General features: G+C 75.4%; 2 protein-coding genes. One reads left to right on the top strand and one right to left on the bottom strand.

Annotated features, from left to right (window positions below; genetic code table 11):
* The coding region (locus ACWEVO_RS35305; protein WP_452311748.1) for an alpha/beta hydrolase at positions 1–807 on the bottom strand (807 nt) is incomplete at its 3' end.
* Between the two features lie 370 nt (positions 808–1,177).
* Here ACWEVO_RS35305 and ACWEVO_RS35300 point away from each other — a divergent pair.
* Positions 1,178–2,234 (top strand): hypothetical protein (locus tag ACWEVO_RS35300; RefSeq protein WP_452311747.1); only part of this gene is annotated, 1,057 nt, incomplete at its 3' end.

Here is a 2,234-nt window from a genome sequence, read left to right as displayed (position 1 = left end):
CCGGCCGGGGCCGGTGCCGGGTCCCGCGCCGGGCTGCGGGCTGGGCGCGCCGGCCGAGGCGGGAGCGCCCTCGGGCTGGCCGGCGGTGCTGCCGGAGACGCCGGACGGGCCGGAGCCGGCGCTGCCCCCGCCGCCGAAGAAGATGCCGGCCCAGCCCTTCTTGAACACGCCCTCGGTGGGCGCCTTGCCGGTGCTCTCCGGCAGGAACGCCCGGGACAGGTCGTTCCAGGTGATCATCGGCACGACGGCGTCGACCCGGCGGTCCTGGGCGGCCAGCAGCAACGCCAGGCCGCCGCCGTACGAGCCGCCGACCACGCCCACCCGGGGGTCGCCGGCCGCGTCGAGGCGGATGTCCGGGCGGGCGGCGAGCCGGTCCAGCAGCCGCTGGGCGTCCCGCACCTCGTAGTCCGGGCTGTCCAGGTGGATCTCGCCGCCGCTGCGGCCGAAACCACGGGCGGTCCAGGTCAGCACCGCGTACCCGCGGGCCACCAGGTCCTCGGCGTCGGTACGGACCGACTCCTTGGTGCCGCCGAAGCCGTGCGCCAGCAGCACCGCCGGCACCCGGTGCCGGGACGAGGCGTCCCGGGGCAGGTAGAGCGTGGTGTCCACATCGACCGGCTGGTCCCCGTCGGGTCCGGACCGGACGGTCACCAGGGCCGACTCGGTCCGGAAGTCGGCTCGCTGCGGCCGGGCCGCCCAGGCGACGGCGGCGACCACCAGCACCGCCACCACGGTCGCGGCGACCACCCGGCGTCGGCGGGTGGCCAGGGCACGCCGGATCCGGGCAGCGTCCAGCGGTGATCTCATGCGGCACACGGTACGGCCCGGAAGCTGAGCATCACCTGAGATCCGCCGTACGTCCGTCCGGTTGGGCCGTTCGGTGCCCGAGGTCCGTCGACCGCCGAAGGGAAAGAGGCATCTCAGCGGGATGAATTCGAATCCCGCGAATTCACATCTACGCTCGCGAATCAGTGCCGATCCGGGCAAGCCGCCGACCGCCCGGGACGCTACGTGTCGTGACGATCAACGAGACGTGACGCCGTCCGAAGTGACGCGAAGCCGACTCGCGGAGGACCGTTCCACCCGCCCGCAGGTCGACTAATTTCCGGTCCGGTGCACGGGACTGCATGCGGCGACCCCCGCCACCGTCACCCGCCGTCGCCGGAGGAGGCAGACCATGACCGTCCCCGCGCCGCGGGTCCGTCGGCGGCCCACCGTGGCGCGCCGCGCCCTGCCGCTGCTGCTGGTGCTGGCCCTGCTGGCCCCGCTGGGGCTGCTCTACACGCAGGCCGCCCGGCACACCGGCGACGACCGCGACCTGACGGCCCGGGAACGGCTCGGCGTGCGCTACCTGCGCGCCCTCGGTCCGGTGACCGATGCGCTGGTCGAGGCGCAGTCCACCGCGGTGGCCGGGCGGCCGGTCTCCCGGACGGCGCTCACCGCCGCGGTCGAAGAGGTGGCGCGGGTGGACAGTGCCGACGGCGACGAGCTGCGCAGCCACGAACGCTGGGCCGGGCTGCGGGCCAAACTGGAGGCGCTCCCCGACCGGGAACTGACCGGGCCGGAAGCCTCGTACCAGGCGTACGGGGAGGTGACCGACCTGCTGCTGGCCCTGCACCGCAAGGTGCGGGAGAGCTCTGGACTGATCCGCGACCCCGGGGCGGACTCGTACTTCCTCCAGGACGCCGTCGGCGACGACCTGCCCACTGCCATGGTGATCGCCGGCCGGCTCGCGGACCTGGCCCGGACGGCCCCCGGCCGCCCGGCCGCCGACCGGACGAAGACCGGCGCCGAGCTGGCCGAACTTCGGGTCGCCGCGCTCGGCCCGGCCACCGACCTGGTCGCCGACCTGCGATCCGCGGTGGACAACTCGGAGAGCACGGACCTGGGTGCCAACGTGCTCACCCCGCTGGACACCTACCAGCGCTCGGTCGAGGCGTTCGCCGCGTTCAGCGCGCCGGCGGCCGGCCCGGCGGCACCCGATCCGGCCCGGCTCTCCGCCAGCGGCAGCACCGCCCAGGCCGCCGCGAAACAGCTCCGCGGGGTCATCCTCGACCAGCTCGACGTGCTGCTGCGGAAGCGGCTCGACCGGCTCGACCGGGACCGGCAACTCGCCGTGGGCGCCGCCGGGACGGCCGCGTCGCTGGAGGACCTGGCCACCCCGCTCAGCGCCGCGCACGCCGACATCCCGTCCCAGCGCGGGGGTACCACCACCGGCACCCCGGCCCCGCTCA

It is taken from the genome of Micromonospora sp. NPDC003776 (assembly GCF_053605645.1).
The sequence above is the reverse complement of the archived record's forward strand: the minus strand, read 5'-3'. Positions and strand labels throughout refer to the sequence as shown.